Annotated in this window: 16 protein-coding genes; 11 read left to right on the top strand and 5 right to left on the bottom strand. The window is 71.6% G+C overall.

The window, feature by feature from the left end:
• Positions 1-215 precede the first annotated feature (215 nt).
• The gene (locus E1287_RS36945) at positions 216-860 is read left to right on the top strand and encodes a YdcF family protein (protein ID WP_165969387.1); all 645 of its coding nucleotides are present in this window, start codon (positions 216-218) and stop codon (positions 858-860) included.
• Between the two features lie 46 nt (positions 861-906).
• Here the strand turns inward: E1287_RS36945 and E1287_RS36940 are convergent, their stop codons facing one another.
• Positions 907-1095, bottom strand: coding sequence for a DUF5999 family protein (locus E1287_RS36940; protein ID WP_131969936.1), 189 nt, complete (start codon positions 1093-1095; stop codon positions 907-909).
• A gap of 159 nt (positions 1096-1254) precedes the next feature.
• Complete coding sequence (locus E1287_RS36935; RefSeq protein WP_131969932.1) at positions 1255-1752, bottom strand: hypothetical protein; 498 nt, start codon at positions 1750-1752, stop codon at positions 1255-1257.
• Between the two features lie 423 nt (positions 1753-2175).
• On the opposite strand from E1287_RS36935, the gene E1287_RS36930 reads away from it, so the two are divergent.
• The 5 genes from E1287_RS36930 to E1287_RS36910 all read left to right on the top strand — a co-directional run bounded on the left by E1287_RS36930 (position 2176) and on the right by E1287_RS36910 (position 6672).
• A complete protein-coding gene (locus E1287_RS36930; RefSeq protein ID WP_243719693.1) occupies positions 2176-2898 on the top strand; it encodes a DedA family protein in 723 nt (240 codons plus the stop codon).
• Entirely contained in the window at positions 2882-4054 is a 1173-nt protein-coding gene (locus tag E1287_RS36925) for a sensor histidine kinase (protein ID WP_243719692.1), read from the top strand. Before E1287_RS36930 ends, E1287_RS36925 begins: the two co-directional genes overlap by 17 nt.
• Positions 4045-4698 carry a response regulator transcription factor gene (locus E1287_RS36920; RefSeq protein ID WP_131969930.1) on the top strand — a complete coding sequence of 218 codons (654 nt, stop codon included), beginning with the start codon at positions 4045-4047 and terminating at the stop codon, positions 4696-4698. The genes E1287_RS36925 and E1287_RS36920 overlap by 10 nt, the downstream gene beginning before the upstream one ends.
• A gap of 80 nt (positions 4699-4778) precedes the next feature.
• Positions 4779-5993, top strand: a complete 1215-nt coding sequence (gene fdhA / locus E1287_RS36915; RefSeq protein WP_207934681.1) for a formaldehyde dehydrogenase, glutathione-independent — start codon at positions 4779-4781, stop codon at positions 5991-5993.
• A gap of 160 nt (positions 5994-6153) precedes the next feature.
• Entirely contained in the window at positions 6154-6672 is a 519-nt protein-coding gene (locus E1287_RS36910) for a YbaK/EbsC family protein (RefSeq protein ID WP_131969929.1), read from the top strand.
• Positions 6673-6711: 39 nt separating this feature from the next.
• Here E1287_RS36910 and E1287_RS36905 read toward each other — a convergent pair whose 3' ends face one another.
• Positions 6712-7812 (bottom strand): FAD-binding protein, encoded by a 1101-nt coding sequence (locus E1287_RS36905; RefSeq protein WP_131969928.1) that lies wholly within the window; start codon positions 7810-7812, stop codon positions 6712-6714.
• A gap of 48 nt (positions 7813-7860) precedes the next feature.
• On the bottom strand, positions 7861-8322 hold the full coding sequence (locus E1287_RS36900; protein WP_131969927.1) for a MarR family transcriptional regulator: 462 nt from the start codon (positions 8320-8322) through the stop codon (positions 7861-7863).
• Between the two features lie 137 nt (positions 8323-8459).
• Between E1287_RS36900 and E1287_RS36895 the strand changes: the two genes are divergently transcribed.
• From E1287_RS36895 to E1287_RS36885, 3 genes are all read left to right on the top strand, one after another.
• Positions 8460-8918 (top strand): DoxX family protein, encoded by a 459-nt coding sequence (locus E1287_RS36895; RefSeq protein ID WP_131969926.1) that lies wholly within the window; start codon positions 8460-8462, stop codon positions 8916-8918.
• A gap of 202 nt (positions 8919-9120) precedes the next feature.
• Entirely contained in the window at positions 9121-10101 is a 981-nt protein-coding gene (locus E1287_RS36890) for a PCRF domain-containing protein (protein ID WP_131969925.1), read from the top strand.
• 253 nt (positions 10102-10354) lie between these two features.
• Positions 10355-11791 (top strand): trehalose-6-phosphate synthase, encoded by a 1437-nt coding sequence (locus tag E1287_RS36885; protein WP_279508273.1) that lies wholly within the window; start codon positions 10355-10357, stop codon positions 11789-11791.
• Here the strand turns inward: E1287_RS36885 and E1287_RS36880 are convergent.
• Positions 11721-12422: an ATP-binding protein gene (locus tag E1287_RS36880; RefSeq protein ID WP_131969923.1), complete on the bottom strand. Its 702-nt coding sequence runs from the start codon at positions 12420-12422 to the stop codon at positions 11721-11723. The two genes, E1287_RS36885 and E1287_RS36880, sit on opposite strands and share 71 nt — an antisense overlap.
• 199 nt (positions 12423-12621) lie before the next feature.
• Here E1287_RS36880 and E1287_RS36875 point away from each other — a divergent pair, with 199 nt between their 5' ends.
• Positions 12622-12852, top strand: a complete 231-nt coding sequence (locus tag E1287_RS36875) for a DUF397 domain-containing protein (protein ID WP_131969922.1) — start codon at positions 12622-12624, stop codon at positions 12850-12852.
• Positions 12853-12918: 66 nt separating this feature from the next.
• Positions 12919-14411, top strand: a 1493-nt coding sequence (locus E1287_RS36870; RefSeq protein ID WP_131969921.1) for an acyl-CoA synthetase, incomplete at its 3' end; no start/stop codon positions are given.

The raw sequence follows: 14411 nt of genomic DNA, 5'->3' as shown, positions 1-14411 counted from the left end.
GGCGGGCACGGGCGGCATGGGGCGGAGCAGGTTCGGCAGGCAGAGGCCGAACAGGGCGGCCAACGCCACGAGGACCAGGACTGTGAGCACACCACACCGTCCTTCCGCGGTCGAGTTCCACATGATTCTTGCGTAAGGAGCAAAACAGTTGAACGCTACCGGGACGACCCTTCGGATGGGAGCCCGACATGCTGTCCGCCGGAGACAATGGGCCCGTGGAGTCTCAGGTGGACGCGCGTACGCGGGAGCTGGCCAGGATCGTCTGGGACCATCTCGTCCTGTCCGAGCCCCTCTCCAAGGCTGACGTGATCCTCGCGCTCGGCAGCCACGACACGCGGGTGGCGGTGCACGCGGCCCGGCTCTGGCACGAGGGGTGGGCGCCGCTGGTGGTCGTGTCGGGCGGACGCGGCAAGGTCACCTCGGCATGGGAGCTGACCGAGGCGCAGGTGTTCGGACGCGTCGCGCGCGAGCACGGCGTCCCGGAGCGGGCGCTGCTGCTGGAGGAGACCGCGACGAACACCGGGGAGAACATCACCGCGTCCAGGCGGCTGCTGGAGGAGCGCGGTGTGGCGGTGGGGAGCGGGATCCTGGTGGCCAAGCCGTACATGACGCGCCGGGCGCTGGCCACGGCGCGGCGGCAGTGGGCCGGGGTGAGCTGGGCCGCGTCCGCGCCCGAGCTGGGGATCGAGGCGTTCGCCGACGACGAGCGGCAGTTCATCGAGCTGATGGTGGGCGACCTGCAGCGCATGGTCGTCTACGCGGAGCGGGGCTTCCAGGTGCCGATGCCCGTTCCGGCGGCGGCGTGGGCGGCGTACGAGGAGCTGGCGCGGCTCGGCTACGACCGGCACGTGATCAGGTGACCGCCGGGTGCCGGGGCCTCCGCGCGAGGGGCCTCCGCGCGGAGGCTTAGGCGGCGGTGGTGGGACGGTGCGGAGCGATCACGCGGCCGTCCGGCAGCAGCTCGCCGGTGTCGTCGAAGACGACGATGCCGTTGCAGAGCAGGCTCCACCCTTGCTCCGGGTGGCTGGCCACGGTGCGGGCGGCCTCGCGGTCGAGGGCGTCCGGCGTCGGGCAGGGCGGCTCGTGCGAGCAGATCGAGTCGTGTTGTGCGGTCACGGTGTCCTCCACGGTGTCCCTGTGATTAAGGACATAGATGCAGCCTGCCGTCGCACGTCCGAAATATGCAAGTCGATGATGGATTCTTTACCGTCCAAAGCGTGTGAAGCCGGACAAGACGGGGCAATCACGCTCGATTCACCGCAAGAGGCCCTCGTCGGGATCGCCGCCGTGGTCGACGTCCAGGCCGACGACGGAGGCGCAGCCCGTGCAGATCCACTCCGCGATGACCGCCTCCGGGTTGGTGCCGTGGGTGCGGTACGGGCGGTCGACCTGCCGGCGCCGCATCCCGTGGCCGCAGGACGAGTGCAGTACCCGGCCGCACGTCGGACACGGCCAGACGTCCTCGCACCGCAGGTCGCAGCGGGGGCAGAGCGGCGACTCGTACGGTCCGGCCGGTCCGCCGGGCTCCAGCTCGCCGAGCCACTCGTGTTCCAGGTCGAGGTACTCGTCGCCTGGCCAGTGGTGGTCGGCCAGCCACGCGAGGTACTCCTCGTCGCCGGGGCCGAGCACGGCCGTCAGGGACTCGGGGTGCTCGTTCGCCGAACTGTGTCGGCGCCTGCCGTGCCGCGCCGTGGCCAGGAGCGTCAGGAGGCCCAGGAGCGCGGCCGCGGCCAGGCCGGTGGCCCAGGGCATCGCGGCTTCCTTATGATCTTGCGGCGGGATATTCGATCATGAATTCACTTCACAAAACCCTGCGAACGCTACAAGAAAGGTTCTTTACTGAAAAGTCGATCAAAAAGATTCTTTACGTGGGCGGTGGCGGGCGTGGTGTCCGAAACCGGGGCGCGTCCGCGTCCAGAACCCGCGCGGCCTGCGGGAACCGGCGCGCCGAGCCTCCCCGGCCGAGCCCCGGGCCGGAGCCGGTTTCACTCTCCGCTGAATCCGGCGAGTCGGCGCTGGTGGCGGCGTTTGGGCCCGTCTGGGCGTGTCTGGGGCCAAGGGGCCCGGGGGTGTGGTTTTCCGCAGGGTCGGGGTGCGGCGCGCGGCCGGTCAGGCGGGCGGTGCGCACCATGGTGACGGGGACGGGCGCTTTCTAGCGTCGTCAACATGATCGAAATGGCGTACGCGGCGGCCGGGAGCGAGCCCGCCGGCGGCATCGCGGGATGGGCGACCGACCTGATGGACACGCTCGGCGCGCCGGGCGCCGGGCTGGCGATCGCGCTGGAGAACCTGTTCCCGCCCCTGCCCAGCGAGGTGATCCTGCCGCTGGCCGGGTTCACCGCCGCGCAGGGCGGGATGAGCCTCGCGGCGGCGCTGATCTGGACGACGGCGGGCAGCGTCCTCGGGGCGCTGGTCCTCTACGGGATCGGCGCGCTGATCGGCCGCGACCGGATCCGCGCGCTCGTGGCGCGGCTCCCGCTGGTCAAGCTGTCCGACCTGGACCGGACGGAGGCGTGGTTCGCGCGGCACGGCGCCAAGGCGGTGTTCTTCGGACGCATGATCCCGATCTTCCGCAGCCTGATCTCCGTCCCGGCCGGGGTGGAGCGGATGCGGATGACGACGTTCCTGATCTACACCGGCCTGGGCAGCCTGCTGTGGAACACGACGTTCGTCCTGGCCGGGTACGGGCTCGGCGACAACTGGCGGACGGTCGAGGAGTACGTCGGCGTCTACTCCAAGGGGGTGCTGGCGCTCGCCGTCCTGGGCGCCGCCGTGTTCGTCGCGGTGCGTATCGTGAAGGCACGGCGAGACGCCGCGGACCGGCGGGCGGACGACGAGCGGCGGGCCGGGCGGCATCGGGTGGAGACACGAGAGGTCGTACGTGACCGGACCTTCTGACCGCCGTGGCCCGCGCGCCCTCGTCCGGGCGGCGATGGGGCTGGCCCTGGGCGCGGTCACCGCCGGTGTGGAACTGGTCCTGCTGGCGGTGGCGGCGCTCCTGATGGCCTACTCCCTGGCCTTCTCGCGCGGCCAGCGGGTGGTCCCGACGGTGGTCGCGGACGCCGCCCAGGCGGCGACCGAACTGGAGCGATGGCGGCTCAGGAGATTCCACGGCGAGGACAGGCCCGTCCAATACGGTCCGCTGAAGGCGCTGGCTTATCTCGTCCTGCGCGTTCCGGTCGGGCTGCTCGGCGCGGTGATCCTCCTGCTGCTGGTCTACGGCGCGGCGATGGCGGTCGCGCTGGCCTGGAGCTGGTGGGTCTCGGGCGACTACATGGACGGCATCCCGCCTGACTGGTGGATCGTCCTTTACACGGCGGTCCTCGGGCTGGTGCTGCTGTTCCTCGCCGTCCAGGGGCTCGTCGGGGTCGTGGCACTGGAGAAGACGGTCGCGCGGCGCTGCCTGGGCCCGAGCCCGCTGGAGGAGTACGAGCGGCGCATCGCGCAGCTGTCCGTCACCCGGGCCGAGGTGGTGGACGCGGTGGACGACGAGCGCCGCCGCATCGAACGCGATCTGCACGACGGCGTCCAGCAGCGCCTCGTCGCGCTCGGCATGCTGATCGGACGCGCCCGCCGCGCCGGCGACGCGGATAAGGCCGCCGACCTGCTGAGGCAGGCGCACGAGGAGTCGCAGCGGGCCCTTGAGGACCTGCGGGAGGTCACCTGGCGCGTCTACCCGGCCGCGCTGGACGGCGAGGGCCTGCGCGCCGCGCTGGAGACGGTCGCCGAACGCACCCCGCTGCCGGTCACGATCGTCTACGACGTGCCCGGACGGCCCCCGCACGCGGTCGAGACGGCCGCGTACTTCGTCGTCTGCGAGGCCGTCACGAACGCGGCCAAGCATTCGGGCGCCCGCCGCGTGCGGGTGGACGTCACCGGATCGGCCACAATGATCGGCGTGCGCATCGAGGACGACGGGAGCGGCGGCGCCGACCCGCGCGGCGGCGGGCTCGCGGGCCTGGCCCGCAGGGTCGCCGCGCTGGACGGCGCGTTCGGCGTGGACAGCCCGCCCGGCGGCCCCACCGTGATCACCGCGGAGCTGCCGTGCGGGTGATGCTGGCCGAGGACTCGACGCTGCTCCGGGAGGGCCTGGTCCGGCTGCTCGCCGAGGAGGGCCACGAGGTGGAGGCGGCGGTCGGCGACGGCGACGCGCTGCTCGCGGCCGTGGCGGCGGGCCCGCCGGACGTCGTGGTGGTGGACGTCCGGATGCCGCCGACGCACACCGACGAGGGCCTGCGCGCCGCGCTGGAGATCAGGGAGCGCTGGCCGGACGTCGGCGTCCTCGTCCTGTCGCAGTACGTGGAGAAGCGCTACGCCACCGAGCTGATCACCGCGGACACGACCGGGGTCGGCTACCTGCTGAAGGACCGCGTCGCGCAGGTGGACGAGTTCCTGGACGCCCTCGACCGCGTCGGCGCGGGCGGCGCGGCGTTCGACCCGGAGGTGGTGCGCCGCCTCCTCGCCGCGCACGGGACCCGGGCCGATCCGCTGTCCCGCCTCACGCCGCGCGAACGGGACGTCCTCGATCACATGGCGCAGGGCCATACCAACGCCTCGATCGGCGAGATCCTGCACATCTCGCAGAGCGCGGTGGAGAAGCACGTCAACGCGATCTTCGACAAGCTCGACCTGTCGCGCGCGACCGGCTACAGCCGCCGCGTCCTCGCCGTCCTGCGCTACCTCGGAACCCCTGGCTGAAACCCGATCGAAATCGGACTAACAGCAGCAAATCGGGTAGGGGAGGTGGACTGATCCACCGACCCGCGGAGGGAGGGGCCGTGGCGGACACCAACCGAGGCGTCGTGTACCAGCGGCCGGGCGAGGTCACGGTCGAGGACCTGGACTTCCCGAAACTCGAACTGGCCGAGCAGAACGGCCGGAAACTCCAGCACGGCGTCATCCTCAAAGTGCTGGCGACCAACATCTGCGGCTCCGACCAGCACATGGTGCGCGGCCGGACCACCGCGCCCGCCGGGCTCACGCTCGGCCACGAGATCACCGGCGAGGTGATCGAGACCGGCCGGGACGTCGAGTTCATCAAGGCGGGCGACCTCGTCAGCGTCCCGTTCAACATCGCGTGCGGCCGCTGCCGGAACTGCAAGGAGCGCCAGACCGGCGTGTGCGAGAACGTCAACCGGGAGCGTCCGGGCGCCGCCTACGGATACGTCGACATGGGCGGCTGGCACGGCGGCCAGGCACGCTACGCGGTCGTCCCGTACGCGGACTTCAACCTGCTGAAGTTCCCCGCCGACCGCGACACCGTGATGGCCAAACTGCAGGACCTGGCGATGCTGTCGGACATCTTCCCGACCGGCTACCACGGCGCCTACACGGCGGGCGTCACCACCGGCTCCACCGTGTACGTGGCGGGCGCGGGCCCGGTCGGGCTCGCCTGCGCCACCGCGTGCCTGCTGCTCGGCGCGGCCGTCGTGATCGTCGGCGACATGAACGCGCGGCGGCTGGACCAGGCCCGCGGGTTCGGCTGCGAGACGATCGACCTGTCCGAGCACGCCGACGTCCCGGAGCAGCTCGACCAGATCCTCGGCGTGCCCGAGGTGGACGCGGCCGTCGACTGCGTCGGGTTCGAGGCGCGCGGCCACGGCCCGGAGGGATCCACCGGCGAGCAGCCCGCGACCGTCCTGAACACGCTGATGGACATCACTCGCGCCGCCGGACGGCTCGGCATCCCGGGCCTGTACGTCACCGGCGACCCGGGCGCGGCGGACGAGAACGCCAAGATCGGGCAGCTCGGCCTGCGCATCGGCCTCGGCTGGGCGAAGTCGCAGGTCCTCACCACCGGGCAGTGCCCCGTGATGACGTACAACCGCCAGCTGATGATGGCGATCCTGCACGACCGCGTCCAGATCGCGCGGAACGTCAACGCGACGGTGATCCCGCTCGACCAGGCGCCCCAGGCCTACGCGGAGTTCGACCACGGCGCCGCGAGCAAGTACATCCTCGACCCGTACGCCGTCCCGGCGGGCCCGAACTGACCGCACCCACCGGCATCCCGCGAAACGGCGGGCGAACGGGCGGCGCCCACACGCCGCCCGCCGTGCCGTTCACCAGCCGGTCGGGTGATGGGCCTGCGCATCGCGCCTCCAACTCCGTGGCAGGGTGGGAGCCCCGGAGAACACGAAAGGGGATGCGCTCATGGTCGGAAAGCTCGAATGGGGACCGGCGGGCGGACGTCCGGAACTGCTCGCGGACCCGGTCGCGGCGGCGATCGGCGCGGTCCCGGGAGCGGAGGTCGCCGAGATCGACCCGGAGCTGGCCGACACGGCCGCGTTCTGCGAGCGCTACGACGTCCCGCTCGACGCCAGCGCCAACTGCGTGGTCGTCGCCGCCAAGCGCGGCGGCGAGGTCACCTATGCCGCCTGCATGATCCTCGCCACCGATCGCGCGGACGTGAACGGCGTCGTCCGCAAGCGCCTCGGCGCCCGGAAGGCGTCGTTCGCGCCGATGGCCGAGGCGACCGCGCTCACCGGCATGGAGTACGGCGGCATCACCCCGGTCGGCCTCCCCGAAGGCTGGCCGATCTTCGTGGACGAGGCCGTCGCCGCCGCCCCCCAGGCCGTCATCGGCAGCGGCCTTCGCAGATCGAAGATCCTCCTCCCCGGCAAGGCGCTCGCCGCCCTCCCCGGCGCCGAGATCATCGCCCTGGCCCTCTGACCACCCCGCCGCCGACGCCCTCTGCCCGGCCGAAGGAGTTCAGACGGGAACGGAGTCGACGGCGTAGCGGGTGCCGCCTACGGCGCGGGCGCGGTCGAGGAGCGTCCGGTTGGCGGCGAGCATGTCCGCGACGGGTGCGCAGCCCGGCGAGGCGGTGCGCAGGACGCTGAACAGGACGGGATCGTCCGGTACGGCCAGCATCGGCACGTCACCGACCCGCAGCGCCTTGATCAGGATGACGCCGCTGAGACCCAGCTCGGCCGTGGTCATGTCCGCCAGCGTCGCCTCGATCACCGCGGCCGCGCGCGACGCGGGCAGGAAGACCATCGCCCACGGATGCGGGCGCGCCCATTCGCCGAGCCTGATCAGCTCCTCGACGTCGGGACGCAGGCGGTCGCAGAAGTCGAAGTACGGAAGCTCCTCGGTCTCGGTGGTGCCGGGCGGCGGCTCGGCCTTGTCGCCGTAGCGGACGGCCTTGGCCCCGTACGTCCACCCGTCGCCGCTGTCGGACGGCTTGACCTGCGCCGACATGGCGTCCGCCGTGACCTCGCGCTGGACGCGGAGCACGTCCTCGGCGTCCCGGCACGGGATGGTGCAGCTCAGCACGCGCTCCGGCGCGCGGACGAGGGGCAGCGTCGCCCTGGTGATGACGCCGTGCCGCCCTAGCCCGGCGCGGACGGCGTCGAACAGGCCGGGCCGGACGGCGGGGGAGCAGACCACGGGTTCGCCGTCCACGACGACGTCCAGGGTGAGCACGTTCCCGGCCTGGACTCCGTGGACGTGGGACGTCCCGCCGATGCCGCCCGCGGAGATCGTCCCGCCGACCGTCACGTCGAGGTAGTCGGTCAGGACCGGCGGGGCCAGCCCGTGCGGCAGCGTCGCGGCGAGGACCTCGCGCCAGCTCGTCCCGGCGGCGGCGACCGCGTGCCCGGCGCCGACCTCGACCCCGGTCAGCTCCCGCAGGTCGATCGACACGCCCCCGGTGAGCGACTGCCCGTAGGTCGAGTGCCCGAGGCCGCGCGGCACCACGTCCAGCCCCTGGACCGCGGCGTCCCGGACGGCGCGCGCGACCTCGTCCGCCGACCTCGGCCGGACGACGCGCACGGGCGACCGCTCCACAATGCCTCCGAAGTCACGCATGCGCCTCGCCTCCGGCCGTCGTCGCTTCGCCTTCGGGGCGGGCGGCGGTCATCGGTCCCGCAGGCGGTCGGCCACGCGGCCGAGGGCGTCGCCGAGCAGGTCGATCTCCTCGGGGGCCAGCACCTCGATCAGGGTCTCGCGGACGACGCGGCGGTGCCCCGGGCGGACCCTGGCCAGCACCTCGGCGCCCTCGTCGGTCAGCTCGGCCCACACCGATCGCCGGTCGGCCTCGTTCCCGGTCCGGCGGACGAGCCCGGCCCGTTCGAGCTGTGTGACCTGGTACGTGAGCCGGCTTTTGGACACCATCACCACGCGCGCGAGGTCCGACATGCGCAGCCGGTTGCCTTCGGCGAGGCTCAGCCCGACCAGCACCTCGAACTCGGCGTGGGACAGTCCGCCCTCTCGTTTGAGCTGCCGTTCGATCTCGTGGTCGATCAGATGGCCGGCGGCCAGGAAGGCCATCCAGGCGCGCAGCTCCCGCGGCGCGAGGGCGTCCCGGGGTTGGTTCATGCCGCGATTGTAAGTGGCCTGGTGATTCTAGTTGGTTAGAAGGCGAGCTGAATTTTCAAGATGGTCTGGATTTGAATCAAGTCTGCTAGCGTCGGAGGAAGTTCATATTTGAACCTTCAACAAGAGGAGACCGAGGCATGCTCCCACCCCGCCGTTTCCCCGTCCTCTCCGACGCCGGTCTGCTGATCGGCCGGCTGGCGATCGGCGTGATGTTCGTCGCGCACGGCTGGAAGAAGTTCGCCGACACCGGTCACTCCGAGGTCGCCGCCGGGTTCGACGAGCTCGGCATCCCGCTGCCGGACGCGGCCGCCGCTTTCGCCACCTATGTCGAGCTGCTGGGCGGCATCGCGCTCATCATCGGCCTGCTGGTCCCGCTCGCGGGTGTGCTGCTCGCCGCGAACATGGCGGGCGCGTTCTACTACGTCCACATGGACCAGGGCTTCTTCCTGGACAAGGGCGGCTACGAGTACGTGATGGTCCTCTTCGCGGCGTCGCTGCTCCTCGCCGGCACCGGTGCGGGACGGTTCTCGCTGGACGGCCTCATCTGGGGCCGCCGCCGCGAGGACGCCTCGGAACGCGAGTCCGTCCCGGCCTGACCCGGCCCGCCGTCACGTGTGATCCCCGATCAGCTTGATCCGGCCTGACTCGGTTTGACCGTGCCGGACCCGGTCCGCCCCCACCAGACCGGTCCGGCCTTCCGGCCGACGCGCTCACCGCCCCAGGGCCGTCGGCCTGTTCGCCCGGCCCGTCCACGGCCCGCCGGTGCGCGGATCCCGGTTCGCTGGGATCCTGGGCACCATGGGCGTGGACGGGCTGGAGGCGATCGCCGCGGAGTACGCCGCCCTGGAAGAACGCCTCGCGGACCCGTCCGTCCACCGGGACTTCCGTTCGGTGCGGCGGCTCCGGCGCTGCCTGGAGGCCCTGGAGCCGCTCCATTCGGACGCCGCGCGGCTCCGGGGTCTCCAGGACGACCTACGCGACGCCCGCGACCTGGCGCACGCGGGCGGCCCCGCGGGCGACCCCGTAGGCGACCCCGCGAGCGACGCCGTAGGCGACCCCGCGGGCGATCGCGAATGGACGGCCGAAGCCGAACGCCTCGCTCAGCAGGAGGCGTCCCTCAGGGCCGACATCGCCGCCCGGCTCGCCGCCCGCGACCGCTACGACCCGTACGACGTGATCGTCCTCGTGGAGCGGGTGAGCGGCGACGGCGGCTGCGTCCGGGCCCTGGCCGACGTCTACCGCCGCCGCGCCCGCGATGAGCGCCTCCGGGTCGAGGACCTGCTGTCCGAGCCGCCACCCGGCCCCGGGACGCACGAGCCGTCCGAGCCGTCCTCGCGGCGCGAGCCGTCCTTGCTGCGCGAGCCGTTCGAGGCGTTCGCGGTGATCGCGGGCGAGATCGGCCCGGGCGCCTGGGCGGGCTGGAAGCACGAGAACGGCGACCATCGCGTCCGACTGGCGGCCCAGCCCCCTTCCGCGGAGCTGGACGGGGTCGTGCGGGTGACCGTCCTGCCCGACGCCGCATGCTCGCCCGATCCGGGAGACCTGCGCATCGACCTGTACTGCATGCGCGTGCCGGGCGCGCCGACGATCCTCCGGGTCGTGCACCAACCGACGGGCATTGCGGCCCACGGGATCGATCCGTCCGCCAGGCGTGCCCGCGACAACGCGCTGCGCGTCGTGTCGGCGCGACTCGCGGCCGCGCAGCTCGATCCGGGCGAACCTGCCGCACGCCTGCTCGCGAGGGCTCCCGGTGCAGTACGTGAGCGCCGGCTCACGTAACATGTCGGGCACTGCCAGTGTGATCTAGATAACTCTTTTTCATCGAGTCACCCACGGCATGACGGCCCGGTAAACATGAGTTACCTGCCGGGAAAGGAATATGGCTCGATCCAATCCCCGCCGGCGGCAGCCCCGCTGGCCTGACACCGTCCTTTTCGGTACATCTCGCCTTAACGTCGAAGTGACAAGATGTTCCTGATGTCCGTTTCTGGGCATGGTGATCACTGGGAGTTTCCTGGAGAGGCGGGTCGCAGTGTCGCGCGGTAGTGAGTTCGTAGTGGTGGCCAATCGGCTTCCGGTCGACCGGACCGTCGGAGCGGACGGCGTTCCGCGCTGGCGGCGCAGTCCTGGCGGCCTGGTCAGCGCCATCGCCCCGGTGATGCGGCGCAGGAAGGGGACCTGGATCGGCTGGACGGGCGCGCCCGACGAGCGCCTGGAGCCGTTCGAGGAGGACGGCATGGCGCTGCACCCCATCACCCAGACCGCGCGGGAGGTGGAGCTGTACTACGAGGGGTTCTCGAACGCCACCCTCTGGCCGCTCTACCACGACGTCGTCGCGCCGCCGGTCTACGACCGCTCGATGTGGGACGCCTACGTCCAGGTGAACAGGCGGTTCGCCGAGGCGGCGGCGGAGGTCGCGGCGGAGGAGGGCGTCGTCTGGGTGCAGGACTACCAGCTCCAGCTCGTCCCGCAGATGCTGCGCGAGCTGCGTCCCGACCTGCGCATCGGCTTCTTCCTGCACATCCCGTTCCCGCCGGTGGAGCTGTTCTGGCAGCTCCCGTGGCGGCGGCGGATCCTGGAGGGGCTGCTCGGCGCCGACCTGGTCGGCTTCCAGCTCCCGGGCGCGGCGGCCAACTTCGTGCGGCTATGTCGGCGGCTCCTGGAGACCCGCCACGTCAAGCAGGACGTGTACTGGGACGACCGGGTCGTCCGGGCTCGCGCGTTCCCCATCTCCGTGGACGTGGGCGAGCTGAACGACCTGGTGGGGCGTCCGGACGTCCAGGAGCGGGCGCAGGAGATCCGGACCGACCTGGGCGACGCGACGGTCCTGCTCGGCGTGGACCGGCTCGACTACACCAAGGGGATCACGCAGCGGCTGCAGGCGTTCGGGGAGCTGTTCGAGGACGGCCGCCTCAAGCCGGGCCAGGCCGTGTTCGTGCAGATCGCCACGCCGAGCCGGGAGCGGGTCGAGCAGTACCAGCTGCTCAGGGAGGAGATCGAGCAGCAGGTAGGCCGCATAAACGGCGAATACGGAGAAATCGGATTTCCGGTCGTGCACTATCTGCACAGTTCGTACGACCGTCCCGAGCTGACCGCGCTCTACCTGGCCGCCGATGTGATGGTCGTCACACCTCTGCGGGACGGCATGAACCTCGTCGCCAAGGAGTACGTGGCGTGCCGCAAGGACCTGCGCGGCGCGCTCGTGCTGAGCGAGTTCACTGGCGCCGCCGCCGAGCTCAAGCGCGGCGCGTTCCAGGTCAACCCGTACGACATCGACGGCCTCAAGGGCACGCTGCTCGCCGCGCTCGACGCCGAGCCCGCCGACCAGGCGCGGCGGATGCGCACGATGCGCCGCCGCGTGATCGAGCACGACGTGGACCGCTGGGCCCGGGACTTCCTCAGCGAGCTGGAGCGTCCTGGGGTCCGGCCGCTGCAGGCGGAGTCGCTTCCGGCGGCGATGGAGGGCTGACCCGCAGGTCGAAGGCCGCCCACACGGCCTTCCCGCCGGTGGCGAGCCGCGCCCAGCCCCACGCGTCGCTGAGCGCGCCGACGACCAGCAGGCCGCGGCCGCCCTCGACGAACCCGGCCGGGTCGCTCGGGACGGGCTCGGGCGCGCGCCCGCCCGGGTCGGTCACCGACACGACGAGCCGCCGCGGGTGCCCGATCAGGACGACCTGGATGGGGCACAGCGGCAGCGGCTGGGGGAGTCCCTCCATGCCGTGCCGGAGCGCGTTGGTCACCAGCTCCGACACCGCGATGACGACGTCGCCCGCGGCGCCGGACAGGCCCCACCCGTCCAGCGTGACCTGGGTGAACTCGCGCGCGGACCGGGGCGAGGTGATCTCCGCGGGGAACACCTTGCGCGCCATGCGCGGGGTGCCGGAGTGCGGCGCGGGCCAGAGCCCCGCCAGGCCCGGCACCGCGACCGGGGCGCTCGCGGGCCCGTGGGCCGGGCCGCTCGCGGAGACGTTCATGGGGGTGTTCGGGCCGAGCGGCGCCGGGGGCGCGTCGGGCCACGGGTGAAGAGCCGGGGCGTGCCGCGGCCTGCCGCCCCCCATGGCGGCGGGAGCTGCGACTTCGTCTGCCTGGTCAACGGTCATGGTCAACAACCTCAGAGGCGTGCGGGGTGGTCACCGGCGAGCGTTCGCTATCTTGCTCCTCAAGTCGTGCAGATGCAAGACCGTCTGCATGAACCGATGCAAGAACGAATGCACGTGCATCTCGTACCATTGTGTGGGGTGGGGCGAGATCGCGGCCTCCCGCGCGGAGGCTGAGACGCCTGGAGGGGGCAGACCAACGATGGACGGCCGACAGATGCTGGACGTCTGGCGCGGCGAACTCGTCTGGCAGAAGAGCCGGCGGAGCAATCCGTCCGGTAACTGCGTCGAGATGGCCGAACTCCCCAGCGGGGAGATCGCCGTGCGCAACTCCCGTGATCCCGAGGGAGCCGTGCTCGTCTACACGCGCGAGGAGGTGGAGGCCTTCGTGGGAGGAGCCAAGGACGGCGACTTCGATCACATGCTCGTCTGACCGCTCACTCCGCCCGCTCAACCGAACGGCATTCCACACCGGCCGCCAGGCCGGTACCGTGCGGCCATGCACCTTGGGCAGATCGCCGCACAGACGCCCGACAAGCCCGCCGTCATCATGGCGGGCTCCGGGAGGACCGTCACCTTCCGGGAACTGAACGAGGAGTCCAACCGGCTCGCGCAGCTGCTCCGCACGGAGGGGCTGCGCCCGGGGGACCACATCGCGTTCATGCTGGAGAACCACCCGCACTTCCTGGCCGTGGCCTGGGCCGCCCAGCGGTCCGGGCTCTACTACACGGCCGTCAGCACGCGGCTCCAGCCCGAGGAGCTCGCCTACATCGTGGGCAACTGCGGGGCGAAGGCGTTCATCGCCGACGCGTCGGTCGAGACCGCCCGCTCCGCACCGGACGTGCCGCTGCGCCTCATGCTCGGCGGCACGACCCGGGGCTACGACTCCTACGAGGAACGCATCGCCCAGCACCCGCCCACGCCGATCGAGGACGAGTGCGAGGGCGTCGACATGCTGTACTCGTCCGGGACGACCGGCCGTCCCAAGGGCGTCAAGCCGACCCTGACCAAGGGGCCCATGGGGAGCCAGAACATCCTCTACGGGCTTCTGTCGCTGCTCTTCCAGCCCGACGCCGACTCGGTCTACCTGTCCCCGGCGCCGCTCTACCACGCCGCGCCGCTGCGCTACAGCATGACCCTGCACCGCTTCGGCGCGACCGTCGTGGTGATGGACAGGTTCGACCCTGAACAGGCCCTAGCGGCCATCGAGAAGTACCGAGTCACGCACAGCCAGTGGGTCCCGACCATGTTCATCCGCATGCTCAAGCTCCCGGACGAGACGCGGGCCCGCTACGACATGTCGAGCCTGAAGGCGGCCGTGCACGCCGCCGCGCCCTGCCCCGTCCCGATCAAGGAACGGATGATCGACTGGTGGGGCCCGGTCCTGCACGAGTACTACGCGGGCACCGAGGGCAACTGCTTCGTCTACACCAACGCCGAGGACTGGCTCACCCACCGCGGCACCGTCGGCCGCCCGCTCCTCGGCGAGGTCCACGTCTGCGACGAGGACGGCCGCGAACTCCCGCCGGGCACCCCCGGCACGCTCTACTTCGGCAACGGCCCGTCCTTCGAGTACCACGGCGACGAGGCGAAGACCGCCGCGTCCCGCGACCCGGAAGGCCGCGGCTGGACGACCCTCGGCGACATCGGCTACGTGGACGAGGACGGCTTCATCTACCTCACCGACCGCCGCTCCTACATGATCATCAGCGGCGGGGTGAACATCTACCCGCAGGAGTCCGAGAACGTCCTGGCGGTCCATCCCAAGGTCGCGGACGTCGCCGTGATCGGCGTCCCCGACGAGGAGATGGGCGAGGCGGTGAAGGCCGTCGTCCAGCCCCTGTCCATGGACGACGCGGGCCCCGCCCTGGAGGCCGAGCTGATCGCATACTGCCGCGACCATCTCGCCCACTACAAATGCCCCCGCTCGGTCGACTTCCGCGCCGAGCTCCCTCGCCACCCCACCGGCAAGCTGTACAAACGCCTCCTAAG

The sequence above is a fragment of the Actinomadura sp. KC06 genome, assembly GCF_004348735.1.
GTDB lineage: Bacteria > Actinomycetota > Actinomycetes > Streptosporangiales > Streptosporangiaceae > Spirillospora.
The sequence above is the reverse complement of the archived record's forward strand: the minus strand, read 5'-3'. Positions and strand labels throughout refer to the sequence as shown.